At 51.2% G+C, this 24,461-nt stretch carries 25 protein-coding genes; 10 read left to right on the forward strand and 15 right to left on the reverse strand.

Annotated elements, in window-relative coordinates; all coding sequences use genetic code 11:
• Window positions 1–14 precede the first annotated feature (14 nt).
• A complete protein-coding gene (locus EFA69_RS08630; RefSeq protein ID WP_123132699.1) occupies window positions 15–305 on the reverse strand; it encodes a LysM peptidoglycan-binding domain-containing protein in 291 nt (96 codons plus the stop codon).
• A 192-nt stretch (window positions 306–497) separates the two neighbouring features.
• Here EFA69_RS08630 and EFA69_RS08635 point away from each other — a divergent pair, with 192 nt between their 5' ends.
• The 4 genes from EFA69_RS08635 to EFA69_RS08650 all read left to right on the forward strand — a co-directional run bounded on the left by EFA69_RS08635 (window position 498) and on the right by EFA69_RS08650 (window position 3,522).
• Entirely contained in the window at window positions 498–917 is a 420-nt protein-coding gene (locus EFA69_RS08635) for a lipocalin-like domain-containing protein (RefSeq protein ID WP_221175696.1), read from the forward strand.
• Between the two features lie 283 nt (window positions 918–1,200).
• Complete coding sequence (locus tag EFA69_RS08640; protein WP_123132701.1) at window positions 1,201–1,983, forward strand: class I SAM-dependent methyltransferase; 783 nt, start codon at window positions 1,201–1,203, stop codon at window positions 1,981–1,983.
• A gap of 9 nt (window positions 1,984–1,992) precedes the next feature.
• Window positions 1,993–2,880 (forward strand): UbiA family prenyltransferase, encoded by an 888-nt coding sequence (locus EFA69_RS08645; RefSeq protein WP_123132702.1) that lies wholly within the window; start codon window positions 1,993–1,995, stop codon window positions 2,878–2,880.
• A 42-nt stretch (window positions 2,881–2,922) separates the two neighbouring features.
• Window positions 2,923–3,522 (forward strand): hypothetical protein, encoded by a 600-nt coding sequence (locus EFA69_RS08650; protein ID WP_123132703.1) that lies wholly within the window; start codon window positions 2,923–2,925, stop codon window positions 3,520–3,522.
• A 19-nt stretch (window positions 3,523–3,541) separates the two neighbouring features.
• Here the strand turns inward: EFA69_RS08650 and EFA69_RS08655 are convergent, their stop codons facing one another.
• From EFA69_RS08655 to rho, 7 genes are all read right to left on the reverse strand, one after another.
• The gene (locus EFA69_RS08655) at window positions 3,542–4,147 is read right to left on the reverse strand and encodes a hypothetical protein (RefSeq protein ID WP_123132704.1); all 606 of its coding nucleotides are present in this window, start codon (window positions 4,145–4,147) and stop codon (window positions 3,542–3,544) included.
• Between the two features lie 2 nt (window positions 4,148–4,149).
• Entirely contained in the window at window positions 4,150–4,641 is a 492-nt protein-coding gene (locus tag EFA69_RS08660) for an RNA polymerase sigma factor (protein WP_123132705.1), read from the reverse strand.
• A 227-nt stretch (window positions 4,642–4,868) separates the two neighbouring features.
• A complete protein-coding gene (locus EFA69_RS08665; RefSeq protein WP_123132706.1) occupies window positions 4,869–5,414 on the reverse strand; it encodes a hypothetical protein in 546 nt (181 codons plus the stop codon).
• Window positions 5,415–5,457: 43 nt separating this feature from the next.
• Window positions 5,458–5,703, reverse strand: coding sequence for a hypothetical protein (locus EFA69_RS20110; protein ID WP_148041306.1), 246 nt, complete (start codon window positions 5,701–5,703; stop codon window positions 5,458–5,460).
• A 145-nt stretch (window positions 5,704–5,848) separates the two neighbouring features.
• Window positions 5,849–6,730, reverse strand: coding sequence for an alpha/beta hydrolase (locus tag EFA69_RS08670; protein ID WP_123132707.1), 882 nt, complete (start codon window positions 6,728–6,730; stop codon window positions 5,849–5,851).
• Between the two features lie 669 nt (window positions 6,731–7,399).
• Window positions 7,400–7,846 carry a WapI family immunity protein gene (locus EFA69_RS08680; RefSeq protein WP_148041307.1) on the reverse strand — a complete coding sequence of 149 codons (447 nt, stop codon included), beginning with the start codon at window positions 7,844–7,846 and terminating at the stop codon, window positions 7,400–7,402.
• A 266-nt stretch (window positions 7,847–8,112) separates the two neighbouring features.
• On the reverse strand, window positions 8,113–9,954 hold the full coding sequence (rho, locus tag EFA69_RS08685; protein ID WP_123132710.1) for a transcription termination factor Rho: 1,842 nt from the start codon (window positions 9,952–9,954) through the stop codon (window positions 8,113–8,115).
• Window positions 9,955–10,227: 273 nt separating this feature from the next.
• Between rho and serS the strand changes: the two genes are divergently transcribed.
• Entirely contained in the window at window positions 10,228–11,505 is a 1,278-nt protein-coding gene (gene serS, locus EFA69_RS08690) for a serine--tRNA ligase (RefSeq protein WP_123132711.1), read from the forward strand.
• Between the two features lie 838 nt (window positions 11,506–12,343).
• Here the strand turns inward: serS and EFA69_RS08695 are convergent.
• From EFA69_RS08695 to EFA69_RS08710, 4 genes are all read right to left on the reverse strand, one after another.
• Window positions 12,344–12,589, reverse strand: coding sequence for a glutaredoxin family protein (locus EFA69_RS08695; protein ID WP_148041308.1), 246 nt, complete (start codon window positions 12,587–12,589; stop codon window positions 12,344–12,346).
• Window positions 12,590–12,664: 75 nt separating this feature from the next.
• Window positions 12,665–13,681 carry a glycosyltransferase family 9 protein gene (locus tag EFA69_RS08700; protein ID WP_123132713.1) on the reverse strand — a complete coding sequence of 339 codons (1,017 nt, stop codon included), beginning with the start codon at window positions 13,679–13,681 and terminating at the stop codon, window positions 12,665–12,667.
• Window positions 13,682–13,868: 187 nt separating this feature from the next.
• Window positions 13,869–15,254 carry a M28 family peptidase gene (locus EFA69_RS08705; RefSeq protein WP_123132714.1) on the reverse strand — a complete coding sequence of 462 codons (1,386 nt, stop codon included), beginning with the start codon at window positions 15,252–15,254 and terminating at the stop codon, window positions 13,869–13,871.
• 200 nt (window positions 15,255–15,454) lie between these two features.
• Window positions 15,455–17,101, reverse strand: a complete 1,647-nt coding sequence (locus tag EFA69_RS08710; protein WP_123132715.1) for an ABC-F family ATP-binding cassette domain-containing protein — start codon at window positions 17,099–17,101, stop codon at window positions 15,455–15,457.
• Window positions 17,102–17,387: 286 nt separating this feature from the next.
• On the opposite strand from EFA69_RS08710, the gene EFA69_RS08715 reads away from it, so the two are divergent.
• A complete protein-coding gene (locus EFA69_RS08715) occupies window positions 17,388–19,055 on the forward strand; it encodes a S8 family peptidase (RefSeq protein WP_183906727.1) in 1,668 nt (555 codons plus the stop codon).
• 309 nt (window positions 19,056–19,364) lie between these two features.
• Window positions 19,365–19,661, forward strand: a complete 297-nt coding sequence (locus tag EFA69_RS08720; RefSeq protein WP_123132717.1) for a hypothetical protein — start codon at window positions 19,365–19,367, stop codon at window positions 19,659–19,661.
• 238 nt (window positions 19,662–19,899) lie between these two features.
• Here EFA69_RS08720 and EFA69_RS20115 read toward each other — a convergent pair whose 3' ends face one another.
• Window positions 19,900–20,100, reverse strand: a complete 201-nt coding sequence (locus EFA69_RS20115; RefSeq protein ID WP_148041309.1) for a hypothetical protein — start codon at window positions 20,098–20,100, stop codon at window positions 19,900–19,902.
• 63 nt (window positions 20,101–20,163) lie between these two features.
• Between EFA69_RS20115 and EFA69_RS08730 the strand changes: the two genes are divergently transcribed.
• A complete protein-coding gene (locus EFA69_RS08730; protein ID WP_148041310.1) occupies window positions 20,164–20,589 on the forward strand; it encodes a porin family protein in 426 nt (141 codons plus the stop codon).
• 107 nt (window positions 20,590–20,696) lie between these two features.
• On the opposite strand, the gene surE is transcribed toward EFA69_RS08730, so the two are convergent.
• On the reverse strand, window positions 20,697–21,530 hold the full coding sequence (gene surE / locus EFA69_RS08735) for a 5'/3'-nucleotidase SurE (RefSeq protein ID WP_123132720.1): 834 nt from the start codon (window positions 21,528–21,530) through the stop codon (window positions 20,697–20,699).
• Between the two features lie 133 nt (window positions 21,531–21,663).
• Between surE and EFA69_RS08740 the strand changes: the two genes are divergently transcribed.
• A complete protein-coding gene (locus tag EFA69_RS08740) occupies window positions 21,664–22,389 on the forward strand; it encodes a hypothetical protein (protein WP_123132721.1) in 726 nt (241 codons plus the stop codon).
• A 220-nt stretch (window positions 22,390–22,609) separates the two neighbouring features.
• Here the strand turns inward: EFA69_RS08740 and EFA69_RS08745 are convergent, their stop codons facing one another.
• Window positions 22,610–23,425, reverse strand: coding sequence for a pentapeptide repeat-containing protein (locus EFA69_RS08745; protein WP_123132722.1), 816 nt, complete (start codon window positions 23,423–23,425; stop codon window positions 22,610–22,612).
• A gap of 164 nt (window positions 23,426–23,589) precedes the next feature.
• Here EFA69_RS08745 and EFA69_RS08750 point away from each other — a divergent pair, with 164 nt between their 5' ends.
• Window positions 23,590–24,027, forward strand: a complete 438-nt coding sequence (locus EFA69_RS08750; RefSeq protein ID WP_123132723.1) for a DoxX family protein — start codon at window positions 23,590–23,592, stop codon at window positions 24,025–24,027.
• Window positions 24,028–24,461 lie beyond the last annotated feature (434 nt).

A 24,461-nucleotide genomic window follows, 5' to 3' on the forward strand; every position in this document is an offset into this window, starting at 1 on the left:
ACCTAATTCTTTATTTATGCTTTTGGGATCTTCAACTGCCAGCCCACATCAATAAGGTTGGGGTCTTTGATCTTGTCCAGGTTGGCCTGGTGTATCTTGTGCCACTGCTGGGCATCGCCGTAGAAGTTCTTCGCTATTTTAGAGAGGGAGTCGCCGCTTTTCACGGTGTAGGTGTCATAGGCGGGTTGCTGCGGTGCCGCCGCCGGGGCGGGCTGGGCGGCTACCGGCGCTTTCACGGCCGGTTGGGCCACTGGTTTCTGCACCGGCTTCTCCTCCCCTTTCTTTAAAAAATCAAATAATCCCATAGTTGTATTTTTAAGTTCGTGTCTGTGCCCTAGCTGTAGTATACAACTGGTTTACAAGCTAGTTCTTACGAGGCACCCTTTCATAAGTTTGTTTATTTTCATAGAACTGTGTAAAAAATGCCACGTATGAAACACGGGTTTACCACCTAATAGACCCTACTTTACACCGTACTAACACCTACCACTATGAAAATGAAAATTGCATCTCCGGCCAACCGTCTATTCACGCTTGTGTGCCTGGTTTGGCTAAGCGCCTTCACCTTTAGCAGCTGCGGCAAGAAGTCTGAAGGCGGCAACTCCCAGATGATTTCGGGCGCCAACAGCAAAGTCTGGAAAGCCAGCAAAGAAACCACCGCCTCCGGCGATAAAGATAAACTCACCTCAGAGGAGAAACAGGAGCAAATCCAGTTCTTCGCCAACGGCAACTTCACCCAGACCTCAGAAAGCCAGTCGGCCAACGGCACCTGGATGTATGACGCCGCCAACAAAAACCTGAGCCTCACTTACGCCAACAACAACGTGAGCGAGAACTTCAAGGTAGCCGAGTTGAGCGAAGATGACATGAAACTGCAGGCCCCAGACGGCTCTACCCTCACCTTGAAGGCAGAGTAGTTGTTTCAAGACCGCACAAGCTCACCCATACACGTTGGGTGAGCTTTTTTATGTCTTCTAAGCTTGTAGTTCCTGTTTCTTAAGGGTAGCTTACTCCTTGAATGCCTCCTAGGACAAACGCTATGAAAGTCTGATTTTAAGCACCTTACCCATCTATCATTTCAAACTTCATTGACAAACCAACAGCCCCAGTGCGTTTAGGGGCCGTTTTTCCGAAATCAGGCGCTAAACGCAAGTTGGCACTACCCGTACTATACCCACCGTTCACCTTTACCCGAAGACTTTGAAAATCCGTTGGCAGCTGTTTGAACTGGAAGACCAGGCTTGGTTTCCGCACGCGGTGCGCCAGGGCATGATGGACGTGCTCCGGTTTCTCATTACGGCATTGGGCATTTACAAACCGGTGGTGCCGCTGCTGCGCGAGGCTCTGGAGAAAACCAAACAAACCCAGTTGGTGGATCTTTGCTCCGGCGCGGGCGGCGGCATCAAACAGATCTGGCAGGAGCTGGAAAAACAGGGCAGCCAGCCTTACCGCATCACCCTCACCGATAAATACCCCAACCTGGAGGCCTACCGTTTTCTGGCGGAGCAAACCAAAGGGGCGCTCACTTTTGAAACACAGCCTATAGACGCCACCGCCGTGCCCGCGGACATGCCCGGTTTCCGGACGGTTTTCTCGGCGTTCCACCATTTCCAGCCCCAGACGGCCACCGCCATCTTAGCTGATGCCGTGCGCCAGAACCAGGGCATTGGTGTGTTTGAAGGAGCTGGCAAGCGTTGGCACGAGCTCTTGCTGGTGTGGCTGGTGTTTCCGTGGCTCATTCTGCTCATCACTCCGTTCATCAGGCCCTTTACCTGGAGCCGGCTTTTCTTCACGTACCTTGTCCCGCTCATTCCGCTGGGCACCGTCTGGGACGGTACCGTTTCCCTGCTGCGCCTGTACACGCCCGCGCACCTGCACCGCATGGTTGCCAGCTTAGATGCCCCGAACTACACCTGGCACATTGGGCGGGCACGGCACTGGAGCGGCACCGGGGTCTTGTATTTAATAGGTTATCCTTCGTAAACTGTGGGCATGAATTCATCCTGGTCAGATGCCTGGCGTTTGCTCCGCATCCCGTTCTCGCTCTTCCTGATGCCCATTTACTGGTTCGCGCTGAGTGCCGCCGCCCCAGAGATCTCCTTCTGGAAAGCCTTGGCTGTGTTCCTGATTTTGCACCTGCTGGTGTACCCCGCCAGCAACGGCTACAACTCCTACTATGACCGCGACGAAGGCAGCATTGGCGGCCTCAAGCATCCGCCCAAAGTGACGCAGTCCCTGTACTGGCTCGTGCTGCTTTTTGACGGACTGGCTGTGCTGTTTTCCCTGTTCCTCTCCGTGACTTTTGCCGCCATGGTGCTGCTGTACCTGCTCGTATCCAAGGCCTACAGTTACAAAGGCATCCGGCTCAAGAAGTACCCGCTGATAAGCACGGCGGTGGTGGTGGTGTTCCAAGGGGCGTTCACGTATCTGATGGTGCAGGTGGGCATCGGCTACGCCGAACAAGATCTGTTGCACACCAACAACCTGTTGCTGGCGCTGGTGAGCTCGCTGTTTCTGTGCGGTTCCTACCCGCTCACGCAAGTATACCAGCACGAGGAAGATGCCCGCCGCGGCGACCAGACCCTGAGCTTGCTCTTAGGGTTGTGGGGGACTTTTTACTTTGCGGCGGCCAGCCTGCTCACGGCCACCGCAGTACTCTTCTACACCTACTGGCGGCGCGCCGAGTTGCTGCACGGTGTCCTGTTTCTGGTGGGTACTGGACCGGTGGTTTGGGTATTTGGGCAATGGCTCTGGAAGGTGCGGCGAAATGCCCGCGAGGCTAACTTTGAGAATACCATGCGCATGAACAAAGTCTCTTCCCTGAGCATGAGCTTCGCGTTTGGGCTTATCCTGCTGTGGCAGCTCTACACAAACCACTAAGCGCACCGCACGTACACGTTTAGAGGCTATTTTTCTAAAAACATGCGCAAAACGTATTTTGTGGTACTATTGGCGGCTTTGGCCAGTTGCCAGTCTTCTACGCAGGAAGAAACCGCGGCCACCTCTTCCGCTTCCGCAGGCCAGGAGAAAGGACAACCGGCATTGGGGCAACCCAGACAGATCCAGCACATTGTGCAACGGACCCACCTTTTCTCCTCTCCCCAAAGCCCAGACTATTTCCGGCTGGTTTTGCGCGGAGATTCCATCACGCAAGGGCAGGTGCACTTCACCATTACCACCCAAGATGGCCGCCTGATCCATGAAGAACATTTTCCGGCCGCTGACCTGGAAGCCAGCCTGGTATATGAGATGGAGGGCTCAACCGTTACCCAGGAGCAGCGCGCTGCCTATATCCTGAAGCGCATGGAGGAATTTGTGGAGCCTAAGGATTTTATCTCCCCGGCCATAGCGCCCAATACACCGGCGCAAACCTCGTTTGTAAGCGAAACCGCTTGGAAAAAGATTCAGGCCAACCACAAGGCGGTTGGGTTCAAGTACCTGCTGGGCAAGGAAGACGGACGGCTGCTGGTGTATGACCCAGAGCAGAAAAAAGCCGTGCGATACGGGAGTTTTGGCGGTTGATGGGTGGAAGGAGCGCCCCTTAGAAAGATGAGACAGGATTGGTTTCATCTAACATTCTCTCAGCTTCCCGCAGCACTTTGTTATAGTGTCTCAATACCCAAAAGGCAAAGACCAGCACGAATACCACCAAGAGAGGGAAAATAAGCGTCAGAAAGTACGGAATTTGCGTGAGGCTCTTCCCCTGAATGGCTGCCAGCACCGGTAAAGCCAGCAGCATGAGCACCAAACCTAAGCAGACGTTTATTTTCTGCAGCTGCTGAAACTTGATCTTCTGCTTGGAAAAATCCTGGATTGCCTCTAGGTACGTTTTAGACAAGATATCTGCACTCTTGATTGCCCTTACTGATTGAAGAGAAATAACCGGAAGCAACAGCAGCAGCATAATAGAAAGGGCCGCTGCTAATTGCATCATCACTCCCTCTATCTTGGTCAAATTCAGGCTTACATAGGCTGCTCCTGCATAGCAGATAAAAGTGCCTATAGATTCTGCATACCTTATTTTATCTAACCTGGAGCGGTATTTTTGCTGAATCATCGTGTTTACGGCACTGTCTATGCGTTGCTCCTGTTTTTCTATTCTCTTGCTGAGGTCACCCCAGGCTCTTTCCATTTCTTCTAATTCCATGGCTATTGGTTTTTTGTAATGTTAGATTTTAGTTTCTCTTTGATTCTTGAAATTCTGGTACCCACGTTGCTGGTGGTAATCCCTATAATAGTGGCAATCTCTTCATAGCTTTTCCCTTCCAGATACAGAAGAATAATCCCTCTCTCCAGGAGATTTAGCCGTTGGATGTGCTCATGAAGCATTTTGATCCGTTCCTCCTCGGTCTTATCCAGTTCCTCAGGAAACTGATCTTTTTCTACGTCAAAAGGAATGGTGTCAATTCTCCTTTTGGCTTGCTTTAGGGAATAAATGGCCGTGTTAAGAGCTACTCTGTACATCCAGGTGCTGAGTTTCGCCTGTCCGTTGAAGGAGCCAAAGGATTTCCAAAGCTGATAGACAATTTCCTGGTACAGGTCTTTTCTGTCTTGGTGGCTGTTGGTGTAAAGCGTGGCGACTTTGAAAATAAGGCCGTCATTCTCTTTGATAACTTTGGTAAATCTGCTTTGTATATCCATCAGAAATCGAACTTCAACCAATTAGTATCTGAAGCTCCGGGAAAATCACAAGCAGAGGAAGATTATTTTTCCGAGGGGCTGGATTGGCTGCACAAACGAGTGCATCCTGTGCTTCTTCTCAGCGTCAGGAAATTGGTCTTACAAGAATTCTTGAAACCGGTTTTCCATTTTATTGAAGCTAAAGGAGAATGTTTAACAAGGGATTAGTAAGCCAACAACAGGCAACCCTATTTCTCAATCACTTCTTCCAGATCAAACGTGAGGGTCTGGCCTTGGTAGTTGGTGTATTCCATGCGCACAAACCCGTAGTGGGCGTCAAACCAGAAGTCATGCTTGGAATCACCGAAGGGAGCGGTGCTTACACAGGCTATTTTCCAGCAGTTCTCAAACTCCCTGAAAGCAGTTTTAAGTTTCTCCTGTTTTTTCACGCGGTAGACACTGGTGACGGTAGTATTTTCCCAATCTCCCCACCCCTTGCCGGGATGGATGTAACTGGTCCAGGTTTTGCCTATCTCCAGCGGCAACTGCACCTCCGGAAAGCCGGCCACCTCCGTGAAATCAAACTGATTGGACCTGAACGGGTGCATCCAGACCTCTTCGCTGTTTTCAATAACACCGGTGGTTTCCTGGGTAGTAATCACGTCAAGCGCAGCAAGTTTTCTATTGACAAAGTGCTTTCTAAGTTCTACCAGCTCCTCGTCCCGCACTTCAAACTGTTGCGCAACCTCATCCTGTACCTCTGGTTGGGCAGGCCATGCTCTTCCGGTAGCCATCAGCCATACTCTGCTGTCTGAGAGAAGCGTGCCGTCTGGAGCTTTAAAGAGGGCCCTGTAGATGTATTGTCGGCAGGGCTTGAAGATGCGGTCTGACCTCCTCTTCCCGCAAGGCATTCACTTTGGCCTTACCCGCCAGATTATCTAAGGAAGAGATTTTGCCCCCGCTCCAGGTTGGTGTCTCTGCATAAGGACAAGGAATGTCTTTAAAGGAATAGGACTTCTGTTGCTGACACGATGAGAAAACAACAGCGAAAACTGCCAGTAAAATAGTGTTACGTTTTCTCATGCAAGGAGTAGGTATGTTTTAGTGGGCGCTCAACAATTTATTGATAGGCCGCAGCCTCATTTTTAGGGGATGATGGTAAACTAATTCCTTCACGCATTAGCCGGGTTTGTAAAACGTAACGGATGCACTTATAAGTATGGTCTTATCAGGAGGTGGCTTGCCCTAGTTTATCCAGAAAATCAAAAATTCTATTGTAGATATCTTTCCGTTCCGTTGCATTGGGGAAGTGGCTACTTTCTGGTGAATACATAACTACATTCTTTTCCTTATTCTCATAAAGCAATTGCACAAATTGCTCAAACGTACTAGGTGGAATTTGGTCGTCTTTTCCACCGTACCACAAAAAGAAGGGCGGGTCATCTTGATCAAAGTAGGTAATAGGCTCATACCTGGAAATAATCTCTTTAGGGGTATATCCGTGGCTCAAAGGAAACAGAGCCTCTCCAATATCTTTCATCCACTGGTCTCCATGGTCCATGAACCTTCTTTCCACCAGGTCTAATCCATCTACTAACCCAGAGAAATTAATGATTCCAGCAATCCTGATTCCTTCATTTAACTTATAAGGAGACTCAGGATGATTAACTGAAAGCCCTACCGTGCTGGCAATATGTGCTCCCGCTGAAAAGCCTGCCAGAATAACGTTGCTTAAGTTTAAAGTATTCTTGGCATTAGTAGCTTCTAGAAAATTGAGAGCAATTGCTAAATCTTCTGTTGCTTTAGGTATCCCTTGCTTAAGCCGGTAATTCACATTTACCACATGCATCCCTTTGCTGAGATAAGGTTGAATGTACTTTTCCTCAAGAGATTTATCACTGAGATAAAAAGCGCCACCATGCAGGAAAACGACAGTAAAATTTTCACCTCCTAGGTTTTTGGCATCTGCGGAGATATACATATCCATCGTTTGGTCATTATCTAAACCGTATGCGATGTCTTTTATAACTCTATAAGTGACTTCTATTTGTTCAATGGACTTGTCAGGGATTGAGGAAAGCTTACCCGAACTAGGGCAATGATTGGTCATACCTGAAGCTTTGAATTAATAAAACCAATTTTTGTTAGAACGGTTAGTATAAACAACGTGCGAGGCCGCCGGCTGAGGTAACGTTTATACAGTGTTAGTTCTTGTTTTTCTTTTAAGCATTGCGGTTTTTTCTTATTTCCGGCGTGTTTTCCCAAAATCTGCTCGAAAACGTTTTAAGTTCTCTTAAGCTTATTGTAATAGTCGAGCCAAATTCATTCTTTACTTTCTTGAGTCTCCTAATAAACTATTTACAAAGTCGGTTAATCTTTTCTTGAAAAGACCTAATGCTAAGTAAGGGATGGACAAAGCAACAATCACCTTAATTATGAATGGGTAATCAATAAAAAAGCTTATCTGTTCATTTATAAAAATTAGCAAGGCCGCAAAATTTAAACAGACCAAATGATAACCGTAACCCTCTTTTCTAATGTTATACCAAGTCGACAACCTAAACAGCATCGCTAAGAAGGCAAGATTAAAAAAAAGGATTACAATAATTATTACAAACAAATCCATATTCAATTAATTAAATCATATAGAATTTTAATTGAGCTTTATAATAATTTAAATTACAGGCAACGGTTAGTATAAAAAACGTGTGAGGCCGTCGGCCGAAGCATGATTTTTATACAGTGTTAGCGCCTGTGTTTTTTTATTCTTATTAAGTTTCTAAGTCCCCGTTACTGGAAAGTCCTTTGCTATGTTAGCTAATTGCCTTACGACCTGTGGAATTATTGTTTGGTCGAAGTTTATAAGGAATTCTAGAGTGTTGCCAGTACCGGCAAAATCCATCACAACACAATCAGCTTCAAAATGGCCGAACCCGTCCCCTTTTATTTTGATATTTACCTGTTCTTCAATTGTGTCAAAAACCGCTGCCCCATCCAACTCGTTGTAAAGCCTAGAGACCTGTTCTTGGAACCTTGCAAAGTCGGTCGTCATTAAGTCGCAGGTAAATTTCCCAGAGAATCCACCTGCTTTAACAGTTACATTGGATTTAACCCAATTTTTATCCCATTCATGTCCAGCATTTGGATGCGAAAGATGAGCTAGTTCAACTCTAATGAAATCGCCGCTGCCCTTAATTTCAAAATACGGAATATCGTTTTCTATCATTTTTACATTGGCGCTAACATCTAGATAAATGCACCAGTGCATTTATCCCCAATATATCTATACCAAAACATACAGTTTACATCCTGTAGCGGCATATAAACGCATGTCTGTGAGGTAAGATACTATATCCTAACCGCTTAAAGAAGTTCCTTTCCGTTTAGAGCCTCTTTTTCTAAAAACAGCCCCTAAACGGGAGATTAGCTAAAAAGCAAAGGCCAACAGATTTCTCTGCTGGCCTTCGTTTTGCTAAAATATAGTCTGGTTACTTAACCGTTCATGGAAATCAGGAACTCCTCGTTGTCTTTGGTGCCTTTCATACGGTCTTTCAGAAACTCCATGGCTTCTACAGAGTTCATGTCAGACATGAATTTGCGCAGGATCCAAACGCGGCTGAGCTCGTCGCGGTCCATGAGCAGGTCTTCGCGGCGGGTACCGGAGGCGGGCACGTCAATGGCTGGGTACACGCGCTTGTTGGCCAGTTTACGGTCCAGCTGAAGCTCCATGTTACCGGTTCCTTTGAATTCTTCAAAGATCACCTCATCCATCTTAGAACCGGTCTCAATGAGGGCGGTGGCTATGATGGTCAATGAACCGCCGTTCTCCACGTTACGGGCCGCGCCAAAGAAACGCTTAGGCTTGTGCAGCGCGTTGGCATCTACCCCCCCAGACAGGATTTTACCGGAAGACGGCACCACGGTGTTATAGGCCCGGGCCAGACGGGTAATGGAATCCAGGAGGATCACCACGTCATGGCCGCACTCTACCATGCGCTTGGCTTTGTCCAGGACAATGCTGGAGATCTTCACGTGGCGGTCGGCCTGTTCGTCAAAGGTAGAGGCAATAACCTCGGCTTTCACGCTGCGGGCCATGTCCGTTACCTCCTCGGGGCGTTCATCAATCAACAAGATCATGAGGTACACCTCGGGGTGGTTCTCCGTGATGGCGTTTGCGATCTCCTTCAGGAGAACTGTTTTACCCGTCTTCGGCTGGGCCACAATCAATCCACGCTGTCCTTTCCCTATTGGCGCGAACAGGTCCATGATGCGGGTAGAGTATTGGCTGGAACGGGTAGTTAATTTCAGGCGCTCTTCAGGGAAAAGCGGTGTCAAGTGCTGGAAAGGGATGCGGTCCCGAATCTCTTCGGTAGTACGTCCATTCACAGAATCCACTTTTAACAAGGCAAAGTACTTTTCTCCTTCTTTAGGAGCCCGTACTGTTCCTTTCACCGTGTCGCCGGTTTTTAAGCCGAACAGCTTAATCTGCGAGGGAGACACATAAATATCATCTGGGCTGGCCAGGTAGTGGTAATGGGCAGAGCGCAGGAAACCGTAGCCATCTTGCATCAATTCCAGAACACCTTCATTGGCAATCACGCCGTCAAACTCTCTGAAATTGGGGTTATTGGCGTTGTTCTGCTGCTGTGGGCGGTTCTGATTAGGATTCTGGTTCTGCTCCCGGCGGTTCTGCCAATTAGGATTATTCTCGCGGTTTTCACGGGGCTCACGCGCCTGGAACTCCCTTGGTTCGCGCTGCTCTCTGGGCTCACGGTTTTCCCTGGGGGCATTCTCGCGTGGTTCACGGGGCTGGAACTCCCGGTTCTGCTGCGGACGGTTCTCGCGGGAGGCTTCCATCCGGTTCTCACGTGGCTCACGGGCTTCTGGGCGGGCTGGTGCCTGCTCTCTGGGCTCACGGGGCGCTTCTTCCCGCGGCGCTCTTGCTAACCGTGGGCGCTCCTCCCGTACCGTAGCCGGACCGCGCTCGCTGCGAACGGGACGCTCTGCCTGGGTTCTGGCCGGTCTGGCGGGTGCGGCGGCCTCGGCTTCTGGCGCGGGGACTTCTGCCATCGGTGCCGGAGCCGCAACGGGTACATCTGATACTTCTGGTGCCTCTACCGCCACGGCAGGAGTATTTTCCTGCTCGTCTGCTTTCTTAGAAGCTTTTTTATATTTTTTGGGGAGATTTTCAACCGGAGTAACAGCTTGCTGATCAAGGATTTTATAAATCAGGTCTTGTTTGCTAAGCTTCTTGAAGTTCGTGACGCCGAGGTTTTCAGCAATTTCTTTGAGCTCTGAAAGAAGAGAATCTTTCAACTCGTCAATGTTGTACATAGAATAATTTAGCTATTCGGTTTAAATGCATAGCGGTTGCAGAGCGCAACGGGCAGACGGATAAACAGGAAAAAATTGGTGTGTAAGAAATAATGAAGAACCAGGATGGCGGTTGTTCAGAAAATGTACTGCAATGTTAGACAGCCTCGTTCTAATTTACAAGCAGTACGAGAAGTTTTATATATAATGTTACACAAATTCCCATAAAAAAGTGCCCTTTGGCGTAGCCTATTCAAAATATTCTATTTTTGCATACTCATAAATAGACGCACCATGCTACAGATACCCGTTTTACGCGAACAAACTGACCTGGTCCTTGCCGGCTTACAGAAAAGGAATTTCCCCAATGCCGCCCAGGAAGTACAAACTCTGCTAGACCTGGACCAACAGCGCCGCACATTGCAAACCGAGCGCGATGAACTGCTGGGCCGCGCCAACGCCCTGGCCAAAGAGATAGGCGGCCTCATGAAAAGCGGCCAGAAAGAGCAGGCCGAAGCCCTGAAAGCCGAAACTGCCGAGCTGAAACTGCGCACTAAATCTCTGGACGACGAGGTACAGCACCTGGAACAGGCCGTGCAGCAGGCTCTCTACAAACTGCCTAACATCCCGCACAGCAGCGTACCCGCCGGCCGCTCTTCTGAAGACAACGAGGTAGTACTGGAACACGGCACCATCCCTGCTTTGCCGCAAGGCGCCCACCCGCATTGGGACCTCATCAAGCAGTATGACATCATAGACTTTGACCTGGGCAATAAAATCACCGGGGCCGGGTTTCCGGTGTACAAAGGCCAGGGAGCCCGTCTACAGCGCGCGCTCATTAACTTCTTCTTAGAGGAAGCCCTCAAAGCCGGTTACACCGAAGTGCAGCCGCCCATTATGGTGAACGAAGCCTCTGGCTACGGCACCGGCCAGCTCCCCGACAAGGAAGGCCAGATGTACCATGCCACCGCCGACAACCTCTACCTCATCCCCACCGCTGAGGTACCCATCACGAACCTTTACCGCGATGAGATCATCGCTGAAGGCAAACTGCCCATCAAGAACGTAGGCTACACGCCCTGTTTTAGAAGAGAGGCCGGTTCCTGGGGGGCCGATGTGCGCGGCCTCAACCGCCTGCACCAGTTTGACAAAGTGGAGATTGTGCAGATTCAAACCCCGGAGAAGTCTTATGAGGCCCTGGAGGAAATGAGCCAATACATCCAGAACCTGCTCCAGAAACTGGAACTGCCATACCGCGTGCTCCGTCTCTGCGGTGGCGACATGGGTTTCACCTCTGCCCTCACCTATGACATGGAAGTGTATTCTGCGGCCCAAGGCCGATGGCTGGAGGTAAGCTCTGTCTCTAACTTTGAAACCTACCAAGCCAATAGATTGAAACTGCGCCAACGCACCGAGGGTGGTAAGCCCCAACTCCTGCACACGCTTAACGGAAGTGCTTTGGCCTTACCGCGAATTGTGGCGGCTTTGCTGGAGAACAACCAGACACCTGAAGGCATTAAGTTGCCGAAGGCCTTGCATGCCTATACTGGGTTTGAGATGATCACGAAGTAAACTTTTACCCGCTGCTTCTGCTAAAGCGTTTAGGGGCTGTTTTTGGAAAAACAGCCCCTAAACGCTTTTCTTGTTTTGAAGAGGTCTTGATGTCTCCCGATAGTTATTGTGCATGTAGTTTGCTGTTGCCTTGGAAGAGCCGCTTTTCTATGGTTTTACTAGCAGTATTGTTTCATCTTTGGCGGTAAGCGCTCACGGCCGCGGGGCCTCGTCTTCCGCCCTCGCGCTGTGCCCTCAAGCTGGCCCCTCCGGGCCTGCCGCTGCCGCGGCACCGCAAGAGTGCTAGGCGCTCGGCCGAAAGACTGGAATGGTTTCATTACTGTTGCGGCTTCATATGGGTGGGAAGCTTAGTAGGTAATTATCTCCATTCCGCTAGCCTAAGTCACTCGTGCTGCGCACATCAGCCAAGAGAATGTGTACACATTGACAATAAGCAGTCGCTTAACATTGCGCTTCTCCCTCCGCTAAGATCTGATCGGATTCCCTGCACACATTATGTCCCCCTTTGAAGGGGGTAGGGGGATGACAAAGCCGTACCACCAACAGCAAACCTTTACTCAGCGCAATGAACACTCCCAGAAGCGTGATAGAAAGCTGTTCTTTTAATACAGAAATAAACTGCGCGCTTCAAAGCATGATAGGCGAGCCGTTTTGTGATTTACTCTATATGGTGCATGCACCGCTTGTGCCTGGCTATGTCTATTTCTAAATTAGCTTGTTTTGGTAAAGCACCATGAAGAACAGCGACACGAGCGGCCGCTTCCGCCAGTAAGTAAGCGTTGAGGGGCTCTTTTTCCTGAATTAGCGCCAAAACGTGCTTTGGTATTTTCAGCCGTGATTACTCCGTGGTTAGGGCTTTGTCCAGTTCATCGGGTGAGGGATTTTTCAGGGGAGCTTGCTCTCCTACCACCACCATGGGGAACCGGACTTTGCCGCGGTTCATGTCTTTGATGGCCTGCATGGCTTCGTCGGTTTGCTCTACGTTGATGTAGTCGTAGGCCACGTCATGGGTTTTGAAGTAGTCCTGGATGGCGATGGTCTTCTTGCACCAATCGGCTCCGTACAGAATGGGTTTGGCAGCCATAGCAGTTTCTGTTGTTCTGCCTTTGTTTACGTGCGAAAAGAGGAACCGGCTAAAAAACAGGAACTGAGGTTGCACTTAGCGCTGCTGTTCCGGCACGGGCAAGGTAAAGTCAAAGTTGATCTCGCGCATGCAGCGGAAATGCCGCTGGGGGCATTGGGAATAGCCAATCTTGGAGCATGGCCGGCAATACAGATTCTTCACCTCCATCACCTCATAATCCTGCGTGTAGGGGTACATCCCGAAGGCCGGAACGGTATTCCCCCAGATGCTGTAGATTTTCTTCTGGAAGGCTGCCGCAATGTGCATGAGCCCCGTGTCATGGCTGAACACGGCGCGGGCCTGCCGCACCAAAGAGGCCGAGCCGTTGAGGTTGTATTTCCCGCAGGCGTTATAGATGAAGGTTTGCTTCCCTCCCTCAGAGGCCTGGGAGCTATAGGGCTCAGAGGAAAAATACATCTCCACCATTCTGCCCACCTCCAGGTCTTCCTTTCCGCCCAGCAACACAATAGGTCCGTTGATCTTCGCGCAGAGCTCAATGAGTCGGTCCACGGGCAGGCGCTTGGTGTAGTGCTGCGCCCCAATGGCCATGGCGTAGTACCCGTTCTGGTGCGTCTGGGGAAGCGTGTTCAGGTCTATTTCGTCTTGCTCCGGGATGAAATAATCCAGGCCTTTGCCGTCATTTTTCACGCCCAGCGGAGCCGCGGTGGCTAGGTAGCGGTCCACAATGTGCACGTCTGGCATCCGGTTGATTTTGAACTTCACCAGCAGCCACTTGCGGTAGTTTAGCTTATCAAAACTGCGGGCGGGGCGGCCCAGACGGGTTTTAAGGATGCGAGTGCGCAGGTTGTTGTGCAGATCCAGTACCAGATCATAGTTCTCGGCCTTGAGTTGCGCCAACAGGTCCTTCAAAGACTTCTCCAGGCAGAAGACTTTGTCTACGTACGGATTACTGGCGATGATATTCCGGAAGGCGGCTTTGGTGCAGAAATGCACTTCGGCGCCCGGCACCTGCTCCTTCACGCACCGGATGACCGGGGTGGTGAGCACAATATCGCCAATGGACGAGAACCGGATGATGAGGATTTTTTTCAAGCGAACTCCGTTTTTACCATGGGCAAAGGTACGGGTTTTCTGGGGTTATTTGCTTACGCTGGCTTATGTCTCTCTCTGCGCAACTTCCATCAACGCCTGACGCTTCCATTCTAAGATAGAAATGCGTTTAGGGGCTCTTTTTCCAAAAATAGCCCCTAAACGCATTTCTCTTAAGGAGGTAAAATACTTACAACCCGTATTGATCAATCAAATAAACCAGCGCGGCCATGGAGGCGCCGCCTAGTTCCAGTTCGCGGCGGTTCACTTTGTCAAAGGTGTCGTTGGCGGTGTGGTGGATGTCAAAGTAGCGTTGGGAATCTGGCAGAAACCCGATGAGGGCCACGCGGTCATCTTTCAGCGGGCCAATGTCGGCACCGCCGCCGTTGGGTTCAATGTCGTGGAGGCCGTAGGGAGCCAGCAAATTCTTCCAGGAAAGGGCCTTCTGGAAAGCCGCCTGGGTAGGAGCGGAAATCCCGAACCCGCGCGGTGTAAAGCCTCCCTCGTCTGACTCAATGGCGGCAATGTGTTTCTCGCCCTGCTTCTTGGCTATCTCTGCGTATTTGGTACCGCCGCGCAGACCGTTTTCCTCGTTCATGTACATCACGGCCCTAATGGTGCGCTTGGGTTTGTAGCCCATGGCCTTCATGAGGCGCAGCACCTCCATGGATTGTACACAGCCGGTGCCGTCGTCATGGGCGCCTTCGCCAATGTCCCAGCTGTCCAGGTGGCCGCCTACCACAATGATCTCATCTGGTTTTTCCGTGCCTTTGATTTCGCCAATCACGTTGTAGCTGAGCACGTCTGGGAGCCACTGCGGGTTCATGCGCAGATGGAACTGCAACTTGTCGTCTTCCTTGAGCAGTTTGCTGAGCAGATCTGCACCTTTGGGACTGATGGCCACGGCCGGAATCCTGGGTGCTCCCTCGGCGTACCGTAAACCACCTGTGTGCGGAAAATCGTCGGTATTGGAAGCCATGGAACGCACCACCACGCCCACGGCCCCTAAACGGCCTGCCTCAGACGGGCCGCTGGAACGCTGGTCTACGGCACCGCGGTAGGCATCCATGGTATTGATATGGGTTTGGTCAAAGGCCCTCCCGAAGAACACAATCTTGCCCTGCACCTTTTTCTTGCCCAGCTTTTTTAGTTCGTCTATGCTTTGCACCTCCACTACCTCGGCGGTAAGCCCGTTGGCAGGCGTGGCCACGGAGCCACCCAGCGCCAGCACCTGCACTTCACGGGTAGGCGTAATTCTGGAGTTCACAATGGCCGCGTATTCTTTCTCGCCGCGCACCCAATGCGGCACCATCACTTCTTGCAGGTACACACGGTCTAGCCCCATTTCACCCATCTCCTGGCGCGCCCATTCCACGGCGGCCGCAGCCTGCGGCGATCCGCTTAACCGGGCCCCAATGCGGCTGGTGAGGTAGCGCAACTGTTCATAGCTCTGTCCTTGGCTAAGGGCCATGTCATAGATTTTCCGGATGTGCAATGAGTCCTGGTTCTGGGCACTGGCCGCCAGTGGCAAACTGATGGCCGCCGCCAAGGCGATCTTTCTGAGGGAATAAAGCATGTTTGTTGTGAGGTAAGAATCTGAACCGCGAGTTACAACACAGACGCCAGAAATTGAAATGCGGCAAGCACAATTTACAGTCACTGTTGGGATGGTTCTATTTCATAAACACACGCCGTTACGGTGCAACTGTATCAAATATAAAACTCCTCACCTGCCAAAGGCAGATGAGGAGTTTTCATATCTAATCAGTTTCAGGCTTAGCTGGCTACAGTCTTTCTTTCAATCTCTCTAAGATTTTCCATTTTCTTGTTGCGTAGGAAGCCGTTGATGTCTTCAAAGTGCTCCCGTATGCGCTTGTTCCCGAACTCAAATACTTTTTCGGCCAGGCCGTCCAGGAAGTCACGGTCGTGGGAAACCAGAATCAACGTGCCGTCAAAGGCTTTGAGCGCGTCTTTCAGGATGTCCTTGGTTTTGATGTCCAGGTGGTTGGTGGGCTCATCCAGAATCAAGAGGTTCACGGGTTGCAGGAGCAGTTTGATCATGGCCAGACGGGTTTTCTCCCCGCCAGACAGCATTTTCACTTTCTTCTCCACGGCATCGCCGCTGAACATGAAGGCTCCCAGAATGTCTTTGATCTTGGTACGCACCTCGCCCACGGCAATCTGGTCAATGGTCTGGAAGATGGTCAGGTCCTCGTCCAGCAAGGATGCCTGGTTCTGCGCGAAGTAACCCACCAGGCAGTTATGGCCCAGTTGCAGCTTGCCTTCGTAGTCAATTTCGCCCATGATGGCTTTGATGAGCGTAGATTTCCCCTCGCCGTTCTTGCCCACAAAGGCCACTTTCTCGCCGCGCTCAATGGTCAGAGAAGCATCTTTGAATACCGTGTGGTCGCCGTATTTCTTGGTGAGTTCCTCCACAATGACCGGGTAATTACCGGAACGCGGGGCGGGCGGGAATTTGAGGCTCAGCGCCGAGGTATCTACCTCGTCTACCTCAATCAGCTCCATTTTCTCCAGCATCTTCACCCTGGACTGTACCTGAAGGGTTTTGGAGTACGTACCCTTGAAACGTTCAATAAACGCCGTGATGTCGGCAATTTCTTTCTGCTGGTCATCATACTGGCGCTGCTGTTGCTCGCGGCGCTCTTTGCGCAACTGTAAATACTGGGTGTACGGCACCTTGTAGTCATAGATGCGGCCCATGGTTACCTCAATGGTGCGGTTGGTGATGTTGTCCACGAAGGTTTTATCATGGGAAATAACGATCACGGCTTTGGCGTTGTTGATGAGGAAATCCTCCAGCCACTGCACAGATTCAATGTCCAGGTGGTTGGTGGGCTCATCCAGCAGGATCAAATCTGGTTTCTGCAGCAGGATTTTGGCCAGCTCAATGCGCATGCGCCAGCCCCCGCTGAACTCGCTGGTGTTGCGGGTGAAATCGGGGCGCAGGAAGCCCAGGCCCAAGAGGGTTTTCTCTACCTCGGCATCGAAGTTGATTTCCTCAATGGAGTAGTATTTCTCACTCAGTTCAGAAACCTCCTCAATCAGCTTCATGTAGTCGTCAGACTCATAGTCGGTGCGGGTTTCCAGTTGGGTGTTGAGCTCCTCCATTCTGGTTTTCATCTCCAGAATATTCCCGAAGGCTTTGGAGGCTTCCTCAAACACCGTGCTCTCGTCTTTGGTGAGCAGGTGCTGGGGCAGGTAAGCGATCACGGCATCTTTGGGCGCCGACACTTTGCCTTTGGTAGGCTTGTTTACCCCCGCAATGATCTTGAGCAGGGTAGATTTACCGGCGCCGTTCTTGCCCATGAGGGCGATACGGTCGGTTTCATTGATGTTAAAAGTGACGTTACTGAACAAAGCCGCGCCGTTGAACTCAACGGAGACCGAATCAACTGAAATCATGGTGCGTTATAAAAATAGGAACACAAAGATACGATATAAATTTCCGGTTTAAGGCGGCTCCGCCACGCCGCAAAAGCACATTTCCTATCCCGAAAGCCAGACAACACCATTTCGGGCCGCTTTGCTCCCGTTTAGCGGCTCTTTTTCCTAAAACAGGCCTAAAATAAAGGCGCCTGCGTACAAGGGGGTTTCTATGAAACTTTGTACCTTTTCAGAAAGAATAAATCCACTTCTCAGAAACCTGCCGCTCCACAAAACAGGCTTGGTATTTGATACAAACTACAGCATGAAAACTCCAAAGAAAAAAATAGCAGGGGTGTCATTGAGTCTGCTCCTTCTGGGAGTGACCCTGCACCCAGCGTTGGCGCAGGACGACCCGGTTAGCTCAGTCTCGGCGTTTGACAAGAGCCTGTTGAACTGGTACAACCTGGATCCCGTGCAAGACAACGTGCAGGGTGCCAGCGTGAACAGAGCCTACAAAGAACTCCTCGTTAATAAAAAACCGAAGAAAACCATTGTAGTGGCCGTGATAGACAGCGGCGTAGACATTTTCCATGAAGACCTCAAAGGCAAGATCTGGACCAACACCAAAGAGGTAGCCGGCAACGGACAGGACGATGACAACAACGGTTACGTAGACGATGTGCACGGCTGGGGCTTTCTGGGAAACGCCCAAGGCGAGAACATCCGCTATGAAACCTATGAATACGTGCGCCTGCTGCGCAAACTGGCTCCCACGTACCAAAATGTAAGCTCTATCTCAGAAGTCCCGCTGGCGCAGCAGCCGGAATATAAAACCTACCTGCGCAGCAAAGAGGCCTACGAGAAACAGCTGGCCAATTATCAGAAAACCCGGGCCACGCTCGCAGATTTTGAGCAGTCCCTGCTGGCCGTCCAGGCCGTGTTAGCCGAGCACCTCAAGACGAAGGAATTCACGCTGGAAGACGTGAAGCGCATTTCGTCTAAAGACCCCAACGTGATGCGGGCCCGCCAATGGATGATGGGCACCCAGAGCCAGGGCCTCACCCCAGATGCCTTCTACAAATACAAAGAACACGTAGACACGTTCCTGGACAAGCACCTTAACCTGGAGTTCAACCCCCGCGCGGTCATCGCAGACAATCCTGAGTCTATCACAGACCGCAAGTACGGCAACAATGATGTGGCGGGTCCCAGACCTAACCACGGCACGCCTGTTTCGGGGCTTATTGCCGGTGTGCGCGGGAACAACCTGGGCATAGACGGCATTGCCGAAGACGTGCAGATCATGGCGCTCCGGGCCGTGCCCGAAGGCGATGAGCGGGACAAAGACATTGCCCTGGCCATCAGGTACGCGGTAGACAACGGGGCCCATATCATCAACATGAGTTTCGGGAAGGGGTTCTCGCCGCAGAAGCAGTTTGTGGACGAAGCCGTGAAATATGCCGAGTCTAAGAACGTGCTGCTGGTGCACGCCGCCGGCAACGAAGCCTCCAACAATGACGAGGTGCCCCACTACCCCACCAGAACCCTGGAAAACGGCTCCCAAATCAGAAGCTGGATTGAAGTGGGCGCCACTTCCAAAGCCCTGGGCAAAGACCTGGTGGGCAGTTTCTCCAACTACGGAAAGCAGACCGTAGACTTGTTTGCGCCCGGCGTAGACATTGTGTCTTTGGCGCCGCAGAACCAGTACAACAAGATGGACGGTACCAGTTTCTCCACCCCGGTAGTAAGCGGAGTAGCGGCCCTGGTTTGGTCACATTACCCAGAACTGACCGCCGCCGAACTGAAAGACGTCCTCCTGAAATCGGTAAACACGTACCCCAAGGAAACCGCCCTCTCCCCTAGTGACAAGCCCGAGGCCAGAAAGAAAATCAAGCTTTCTGAACTGTCGGTTACTGGGGGGCTGGTGAATGCCTACAATGCCTTGGTGCTGGCAGAAAAAGTGGTAAGCGCTAAAAAGGCAAAAAGTTAATTCCTGTTTCCTTCCCGTTTCCTAAACGGCACCGCCCCTGGTCTAACTCCAGGGGCGGTGCCGTTTTAGCCCTGTTTTGAGAAAAAGAGCCGCTAAACGCAAAAGAAATATCAGCCAATTCAGGCTTCGCAAGAATTGTTTTCCGCTGTAAAAAAGGCTTCCTGCTACACCTAATCCAGTTTTTACCACGGCTAAGCTTATTTGAAAAGTTCTGTTTTGCAGGAAAATTTAATTTGGTGTAAAAAAGAACAAATTATAGTTTATATTTGTCTAACCTACCAAATAGACCTTCCATACTATAACTTTTACATGAAACGTTTGCTAAAAAAGGCCATCACGCCCTTCTTGCCATCCTACCAGGTAGTTTGCACCACTTACCAAATCATCCCTGGTTTGCCTATCACCAAGAAACTCTCTACCCATTCTTTTGAGAAAGGGGCCGCCAAAGAAGCGAAAGAGTTTTACGGCAAAGTGATTTCCTCAGACATCACCAAAAAACTGGCTCCGGTGGAGGTTCAACTGCGCGTGGCGGGCATCACGCTAAAGAAAGCCCACTTCGGACCTATTGAGAATCTGGATAAGTCAAAAATTCAGACAGTAGGTTAATTTCCGGCCTCCCTTCTTCCTTACAACAGCAAGTCCTTCCTGCACAAACAGGAAGGACTTGTTGCGTTTAACTGGCCGGGCTTGCGTTTAGCGGCTCCTTTTCTGAAAACACGGCAAAACGCCTGTTATACAATAGTTTTGCTTGCCAAGATTCCCCAACTTTGCGCTTGGTTATTCTACATTCTATCCTAAACCTTTTATGATTAAAAAAATTACGTACCTCTTCTTCTTTCTATTCTTACCTTTTGGAGCTGTTCATGCCCAAATCACGCTTCTTCCTAAAGCCGGGGTCACATTTACCAGTTATACATTTGGGCGCTTTCCTGAGCAGCGGGTAGAGGAAACGTATGAGCCAGGCGTTGTGGCGGGCGTGGCCCTGAACATACCCGTCACCAGATGGCCATGGTTGTCCGTTTAGCCAGAAATCAATTTTCTTCATAAAAGGCATGGGTATCAAACTTTTGAGACACTCCCATTCTTGCCTGAGGTAGAGGTTGCCTTCATGAAGCAGAAGAGAAGGCTGTCTTATTTGGAAGTACCCATTCTTCTTAAGGCCACGCTTCAAAAAACGAAATGGTGTACTTACCTTAATGCAGGACCTTCGCTGGGCTACGCCATGGCAGGTAAATCCAAATCAGGGGACCTAAAATCAGACTATAACTTTAGCCAGAGCAACCGTCTGGAGCTGAGTTTGCAGGGAGGGGCAGGTTTTGGGGTCTCCTTGGGCAGCGGCACTCTGCTTCTGGATGCGCGGTACTTCTTTGGTTTAACGCACCTTGTGAAAGAGTTTGATGGCCCTATTTCTATTGACATTCCGGGGGAAGAACCCTTTACCACAAACGTTCACCTAGACGCCGACCAAAAAAGCCGGGTACTCAGTTTCACCCTGGGCTACGCCTTTCCATTGTCTGCCATTGCGTCAAAATAAACTGCTACAGCCAAAGCCGTCACTCTCCTTTATATTTCCCCAAATGAAAGAGCCCGGAAACATTTTGCGTTTCCGGGCTCTTTTTCTGAAAACGGGTTAAAAACAGCTTATCCTTCGGCAGCGCCGCTTTCTGGGGTTTTGGAGCCTGGCGTGGGTTTGGCGGCGGGGTTGAGGTTCCACTCATTGTTGAGCAGGCTGATGGCGTGGTTGGCGGTCATATCAAACTGACAAGGTACCACAGACACATAGTTCTGGGCCAGGGCAGCTTCATCGGTGTCTTCGCCTTTGTCAAAGTTCACGAAGTTGCCGGTGAGCCAGAAATAGCTTCGGCCGCGGGGGTCTGTGCGCTCGTCAAACTCCTCTTCCCACTTGGCGCGGGCCTGGCGGCACACTTTGATGCCCGCAATGGGCTGTTCAGATTTCTTGGGGAAATTGACGTTGAGGGCTACCCCGGCCGGAATCCCGAATTCGAGCGCCTGACGGGTAATCCGTTCCACATATTCCTCGGTGTGGGAGAAGTCAATGTCATGGCCGTAGTCGCAGAGGGAGAATCCAATGGCGGGCAGGCCCTCAATGGCCGCCTCAATGGCCGCCGACATGGTGCCCGAGTACAGCACACTAATGCTGGAGTTGGAGCCGTGGTTGATGCCGCTCACCACCAGATCAGGTTTGCGGTCTCTGAGCACGTGGTGTTTGGCCAGCTTCACGCAGTCGGCGGGGGTGCCGGAGCACTCATAGGACTCCACGTCTGAGAAAGCCAGGGATTTGTCCAGGCGGAGCGTGTTCCCGATGGTGATGGCGTGGCCCATACCCGACTGCGGTCCGTCTGGGGCTACCACCACCACTTCGCCTATGCGCTGCATCACCTTCACCAGCGTGTGAATACCGGGGGCCGTGATGCCGTCATCGTTTGAAACTAAAATTAAGGGCTTCTTCTCCATAGTTCAAGTTATTTTGCGCTGCCAAATTACCTTGAATACGCACCATCGCCAAAAATGTGGAGGGCAACTTGTGCCTATGGGTTGCGTTATGCGCAAAGAACTCCTACCTATGCCCCTGTAAACCATTACGTACATGAAAAAGACCGTCCTTCTCTTTTCCTGCCTTCTGGCCCTGGCCGCCTGTAAGCAGAACAGTTCAGACGCCCAAGACAACAAAGAAGCCCAACTGGAGGAAGCCGCCGGCGCCATGGACGAGGAAGCCCTGGACGCGCAGACTCCCCAGACGCCGGATGGCGCCGCTCCGTCCACTTCCCAATCTGAGGCCATGAGCGAAGAGCCTTTGCCGGGCGCCACTTCTACCGCCTCTACCCCGCCGTCATCGGCTAATCCATTGTTCAACCTCACCCTTCGGCCGGGGCAGGTAGGTGCCGTGCGCGTGGGAATGCCCATTGACGAGGCCCGAAAACAGTACGGCAACACCAAGTTCAGGGAAACCACGCTCTTGCAGGAAGGCACCGAAACCAAAGCCTTTGAAGTGCTGGGCGAACGCCGCCGCACCGACATGGTGGTGGAGCAGGAATGTACCGGCACCAATTGCAGAGTCTTCCGGATCAAGGTGATCAACCCAGCCTTCAAAACCCCGGGCGGCGTAGGCATTGGCAGCACCCTGGCAGATGTGAAGAAGTCTTTCCCCATTACCAGCATCAGCGCCGGCGAAGGCAAACTGTACGCCATTTCCCAGGAGGCCAAGATGAGCTTCGCCCTGAACGCCACCAGCATCCCCGCTGGGAAATGGGGCAGCCTGAAGGTGAAAGACGTGCCAGACAACACCCCCGTCTCAGAGATTCTGGTGTACTAAATCTGATTGGCTTCTACTTTAACCCAGCAGCGCCGGCAAATGCCGGCGCTGCTGGGTTACGGCTCCATTTAGCTGCGTTGTTTTGGGAAGATAGAGCAGAAGCGCGTGTTCTTGGCCAGCGAGGTTACGGCTCCTTTTAGCTGCGTTGTTTTGGGGCAAATTCAGGAAAAAGAGCCGCTAAACGCCTTTGCTGTTGCCGCCCAGCGAGAACAGGTATGTGTTATCTAGTCAGTTCCTGCAAGGCGTAGTTGCTGAACGAGCTGTTGTTCATGGAGGCGTATTTCAGGTCTTGGCCGCCTTTGAAGACTGCTCCTTTCCACTGCACCGGGTCGGCGAGTCTGGCGTACTTCAGGTTAGCCAGGCCCAGAAACGTGGCTTTCTGGAAATCGGCTCCCTCTGGGAAGGCAGCGTATTTGAAGTTGGCTTCGCGCTCAAAGGAAGCTCCCTTGAACTGCACCGCGCTGGGGAACTTCACGTATTTGAAATTGGCCTCCTCCCTAAACCTGGCTTTGCTGAAATCAATCCCGTTGCTGAATTTGCTGTACTTGAATAGGGCTTCCTCCTGGAAAGTGCTACCCGCGAAAGAAGCAATACCTCTGAACTGCGAGTATTTGAAATCGCTGCGCCGTTCAAACACGCATTCCTCAAACCGCACGTCTTTCTCAAAGTTGGTGTTGTAGACCTCATTCAGCTCAGACTTTAGCGAGATTTTGGGTTTGCCGTCTTCATAGTTAGGGTTGAAATAGGCCAGCACGTTGCCCTTGAAGGTGCAGTTAATGAAAGAGACCGGAGCGGTAACGGTGCTCACGTATTCTTTGCTCTCCCAGTTGCCCTGGCCGCCTTTAGCTGGTTGCAGGGTTTTGTTGGCCAATTGGGTCAGGTCCAGATCACCGGTGATGGTTACGTTCTGGTAACTAACGGCCTCGCCCCGGTTAATCTTAGCGATCACCTCAGCGGCGGGCACATTGGTCTGCGCCCAGACAAGGGCGGGCAGCAGCAGCCAAAGCAGGAGAAAAAGCATGCTTCTGTTCTTCATCTTTCTAGAGGTTTATGTTTAGGATTAAAGTGACCTATGGTGAGATTCTGTCAGAAAGACTCGGTAAATCAGGAGAGGTTGCACCAACCTATGCCAGTTTCTATTATTTTGGAGCCGCATCCGTAAAAGGCTCAATAACAATCATCCAATCTAACTGAACAACCATGGACTTCTTCCGAAACACGTACCGTTACCAAGACGCTGGCCTGTTGCTTCTGCGCATAGGCATTGGGATTATGTTTATTCTGCACGGCTGGCCCAAGATCACCGGCGGCCCCGAGATGTGGGCGAAAGTAGGGGGTGCCATGGGTACGCTGGGCATCACGTTCGGTGCTACCTTCTGGGGCTTTATGGCTTCGTTCGCGGAGGCAGGGGGCGGTTTATTGCTGCTGCTGGGCTTGTTCTTCCGTCCGGCCACTTTGCTCATGTTCTTCACCATGCTGGTAGCCTCCTACATGCATTACACCTCCGGCGACGGCTTTGCCGGCTATTCCCACGCCCTGGAAGCGGCCATTCTTTTTATCAGCTTGTTCTTCATAGGCCCCGGCCGCTACAGCCTGGACAACAACTTCTTCGGGTCCCGCAGCTTCAACCGGCTTTAGTCTTCGCTTACATTTTTAATTTAAATGCGTTTAGGGGCTGTTTTCAGAAAAACAGCCCCTAAACGCATTTTGCTTACCAGCTCATTCTCTTCTAGCCGCTGATTCTCTCTGCTGCCCCGGTTTCGCTGCGTGGCAGCGAGGGCAGTCTGGAGACTCCCCTTCATCCAAAGACACGAGTCCGGAGACTCGCGCCATGCTCGGTCTCAACCTGCAACAGCCTCTGCTAAACGCACCTATTCCAGTCTTTCCCTAGAGCGCCTCGCTTGTGGCCAAGTAAGAAAGAAACTAAACGCCAACTGCACAGCATCGCCGCAAGGGCTTACGAGAGGGGAAGACGAGGCCCCGCGGCCGTGAGCGCTTACCAGAAAAGATGAAACCACACCGCCCATAAAGCTATAGACAAACAGCTAAGCCAAGGCATCAGCCAACGGCAA

Source organism: Rufibacter immobilis (assembly GCF_003721565.1).
In the GTDB taxonomy this organism is placed as follows: domain Bacteria; phylum Bacteroidota; class Bacteroidia; order Cytophagales; family Hymenobacteraceae; genus Nibribacter; species Nibribacter immobilis.

Excerpts from the sequence above, each read along its gene's own strand:
- EFA69_RS08630 (WP_123132699.1), bottom strand. The coding sequence starts at position 305 with ATGGGATTATTTGATTTTTTAAAGAAAGGGGAGGAGAAGCCGGTGCAG.
- EFA69_RS08635 (WP_221175696.1), top strand. The coding sequence starts at position 498 with ATGAAAATTGCATCTCCGGCCAACCGTCTATTCACGCTTGTGTGCCTG.
- EFA69_RS08645 (WP_123132702.1), top strand. The coding sequence starts at position 1,993 with ATGAATTCATCCTGGTCAGATGCCTGGCGTTTGCTCCGCATCCCGTTC.
- EFA69_RS08650 (WP_123132703.1), top strand. The coding sequence starts at position 2,923 with ATGCGCAAAACGTATTTTGTGGTACTATTGGCGGCTTTGGCCAGTTGC.
- EFA69_RS08655 (WP_123132704.1), bottom strand. The coding sequence starts at position 4,147 with ATGGAATTAGAAGAAATGGAAAGAGCCTGGGGTGACCTCAGCAAGAGA.
- EFA69_RS08660 (WP_123132705.1), bottom strand. The coding sequence starts at position 4,641 with ATGGATATACAAAGCAGATTTACCAAAGTTATCAAAGAGAATGACGGC.
- EFA69_RS08665 (WP_123132706.1), bottom strand. The coding sequence starts at position 5,414 with ATGGCTACCGGAAGAGCATGGCCTGCCCAACCAGAGGTACAGGATGAG.
- EFA69_RS20110 (WP_148041306.1), bottom strand. The coding sequence starts at position 5,703 with ATGAGAAAACGTAACACTATTTTACTGGCAGTTTTCGCTGTTGTTTTC.
- EFA69_RS08670 (WP_123132707.1), bottom strand. The coding sequence starts at position 6,730 with ATGACCAATCATTGCCCTAGTTCGGGTAAGCTTTCCTCAATCCCTGAC.
- EFA69_RS08680 (WP_148041307.1), bottom strand. The coding sequence starts at position 7,846 with ATGATAGAAAACGATATTCCGTATTTTGAAATTAAGGGCAGCGGCGAT.
- rho (WP_123132710.1), bottom strand. The coding sequence starts at position 9,954 with ATGTACAACATTGACGAGTTGAAAGATTCTCTTCTTTCAGAGCTCAAA.
- serS (WP_123132711.1), top strand. The coding sequence starts at position 10,228 with ATGCTACAGATACCCGTTTTACGCGAACAAACTGACCTGGTCCTTGCC.
- EFA69_RS08695 (WP_148041308.1), bottom strand. The coding sequence starts at position 12,589 with ATGGCTGCCAAACCCATTCTGTACGGAGCCGATTGGTGCAAGAAGACC.
- EFA69_RS08705 (WP_123132714.1), bottom strand. The coding sequence starts at position 15,254 with ATGCTTTATTCCCTCAGAAAGATCGCCTTGGCGGCGGCCATCAGTTTG.
- EFA69_RS08710 (WP_123132715.1), bottom strand. The coding sequence starts at position 17,101 with ATGATTTCAGTTGATTCGGTCTCCGTTGAGTTCAACGGCGCGGCTTTG.
- EFA69_RS08715 (WP_183906727.1), top strand. The coding sequence starts at position 17,388 with ATGAAAACTCCAAAGAAAAAAATAGCAGGGGTGTCATTGAGTCTGCTC.
- EFA69_RS08720 (WP_123132717.1), top strand. The coding sequence starts at position 19,365 with ATGAAACGTTTGCTAAAAAAGGCCATCACGCCCTTCTTGCCATCCTAC.
- EFA69_RS20115 (WP_148041309.1), bottom strand. The coding sequence starts at position 20,100 with ATGAAGAAAATTGATTTCTGGCTAAACGGACAACCATGGCCATCTGGT.
- EFA69_RS08730 (WP_148041310.1), top strand. The coding sequence starts at position 20,164 with ATGAAGCAGAAGAGAAGGCTGTCTTATTTGGAAGTACCCATTCTTCTT.
- surE (WP_123132720.1), bottom strand. The coding sequence starts at position 21,530 with ATGGAGAAGAAGCCCTTAATTTTAGTTTCAAACGATGACGGCATCACG.
- EFA69_RS08740 (WP_123132721.1), top strand. The coding sequence starts at position 21,664 with ATGAAAAAGACCGTCCTTCTCTTTTCCTGCCTTCTGGCCCTGGCCGCC.
- EFA69_RS08745 (WP_123132722.1), bottom strand. The coding sequence starts at position 23,425 with ATGAAGAACAGAAGCATGCTTTTTCTCCTGCTTTGGCTGCTGCTGCCC.
- EFA69_RS08750 (WP_123132723.1), top strand. The coding sequence starts at position 23,590 with ATGGACTTCTTCCGAAACACGTACCGTTACCAAGACGCTGGCCTGTTG.